Below are 1,936 nucleotides of genomic sequence, written 5' to 3'. Positions count from 1 at the left end.
AGGCCGCCGCGTCCGCTCCGGCCGCCAGCGCCGGCGAGTCCGCTCCGGCCGCCTCCGGCGCCGCCGAGACCGCCGCGCCGCAGAACCACGGCGCCTCCAACAACGGCCACGCCAACGAAGGCGGCGGCGCGTCCAACAACCCGCAGCAGCAAGGCCAGCAGAACCAGGGCGGCCAGCAGCGCGATGGCGGTTACGACAACAACCGCGGCGGCAACAACCGTCGCGACCGCTTCCGCAACCGCCGCGAGCGCGACCGCAACAACCGCCAGCAGCAGCGCGGCGGCAACGGCGGCGAGGATTTCGGCGACAACGGCGAGAACTTCGTCCCGCGCCCGCACCCGCAGGTGCCCGAGGGCTTCCCGCAGTACTCGCTCGGCGACCTCAAGCGCATGCCGGCGCCGAAGCTGCTCGACCTGGCCGACCAGCTGAGCATCCAGGAAGGCGTCGCCCGCGCGCGCAAGCAGGACGTGATCTTCGCGCTGCTCAAGGTGCTGACCCGCCACGGCGAAGGCGTCGCCGCCGACGGCGTGCTGGAAATCCTGCCCGACGGCTTCGGCTTCCTGCGCGCGGCCGAGGCCAGCTATTTGGCCGGCCCGGACGATACCTACATCTCGCCCAGCCAGATCCGCCGCTTCAACCTGCGCACCGGCGACCACCTCTCCGGCCGCATCCGCTTCCCCAAGGACGGCGAACGCTACTTCGCCCTGTCGGTGGTCGACAGCATCAACGGCGAGCCGCTGGAAGCGTCGAAGAACAAGGTCCTGTTCGAGAACCTGACCCCGCTGTTCCCGCGCAAGCGCTTTCGCCTGGAGCGCGGCGACGGGTCCACCGAGGACATCACCGGCCGCATCCTCGACCTGATGGCGCCGCAGGGCAAAGGCCAGCGCGCGCTGATCGTGTCGCCGCCGAAGGCCGGCAAGACCATGATGATGCAGCAGGTCGCCACGGCGATCACCCACAACCATCCCGACGTGCACCTGATCGTGCTGCTGGTCGACGAGCGTCCGGAAGAAGTGACCGAAATGCAGCGCACCGTGCGCGGCGAAGTGGTTTCCTCGACCTTCGACGAACCCGCCGCGCGCCACGTGCAGGTCGCCGAGATGGTGATCGAGCGCGCCAAGCGCCTGGTCGAACACAAGAAGGACGTGGTGATCCTGCTCGACTCGATCACCCGCCTGGCCCGCGCCTACAACAACGTCGTGCCGAGCTCGGGCAAGGTGCTGTCGGGCGGCGTCGACGCCAACGCCCTGCACCGTCCCAAGCGCTTCTTCGGCGCCGCGCGCAACGTCGAGGAAGGCGGTTCGCTGACGATCATCGCCACCGCCCTGATCGACACCGGCAGCAAGATGGACGAGGTGATCTACGAAGAGTTCAAGGGCACCGGCAACTCGGAAGTCCACTTGAACCGCCGCATCGCCGAAAAGCGCGTGTACCCGGCGATCGACATCAACCGTTCGGGCACGCGCCGCGAAGACCTGCTGATCGAGCCGGAACTGCTGCAGAAGATCTGGATCCTGCGCAAGCTGCTGCACGGCATGGACGAGATCGGCGCGATGGAGTTCCTGCTGGACAAGATGAAGACGACCAAGTCGAACGACGAGTTCTTCAGTTCGATGAAGCGCTGAGCCGGATCGTTCGGCTCGACCGAAAAGCCCTCGCTTCGTGCGGGGGCTTTTTCGTTGGCGCTGCGGTCGTGCCGGGGCGTTCTCGCTATGCGTGCTCGGCCGTCATAGCCGCGAAAGCGGGGATCCAGAGACTTCAGAGTCATGCCTGGATAAAGCCCTGGATGCCCGCCTTCGCGGGCATGACGATAGGTGGGGTCCGCCGCACTTCTTCCGCGGCGTCTCTTTCGGGTTCGCGGCACCATTCTCACCCGTCATCCCCGCGAAGGCGGGGATCCAGAGACTTCAGCGTCATGCCTGGATAAAGCCGTGGA

Annotated in this window: 1 protein-coding gene; it reads left to right on the top strand. The window is 67.2% G+C overall.

The features are described 5' to 3' along the window. On the top strand, nucleotides 1–1,625 hold a 1,625-nt coding region (rho, locus tag A7A76_RS15795; protein ID WP_206412082.1), incomplete at its 5' end, for a transcription termination factor Rho. Nucleotides 1,626–1,936: the final 311 nt, after the last annotated feature.

The organism is Lysobacter enzymogenes (genome assembly GCF_017168095.1).
Lineage (GTDB): Bacteria > Pseudomonadota > Gammaproteobacteria > Xanthomonadales > Xanthomonadaceae > Lysobacter > Lysobacter enzymogenes_D.
Note: the sequence above shows the minus strand (reverse complement) of the source record. Positions and strands in the feature narration are given on the sequence as shown.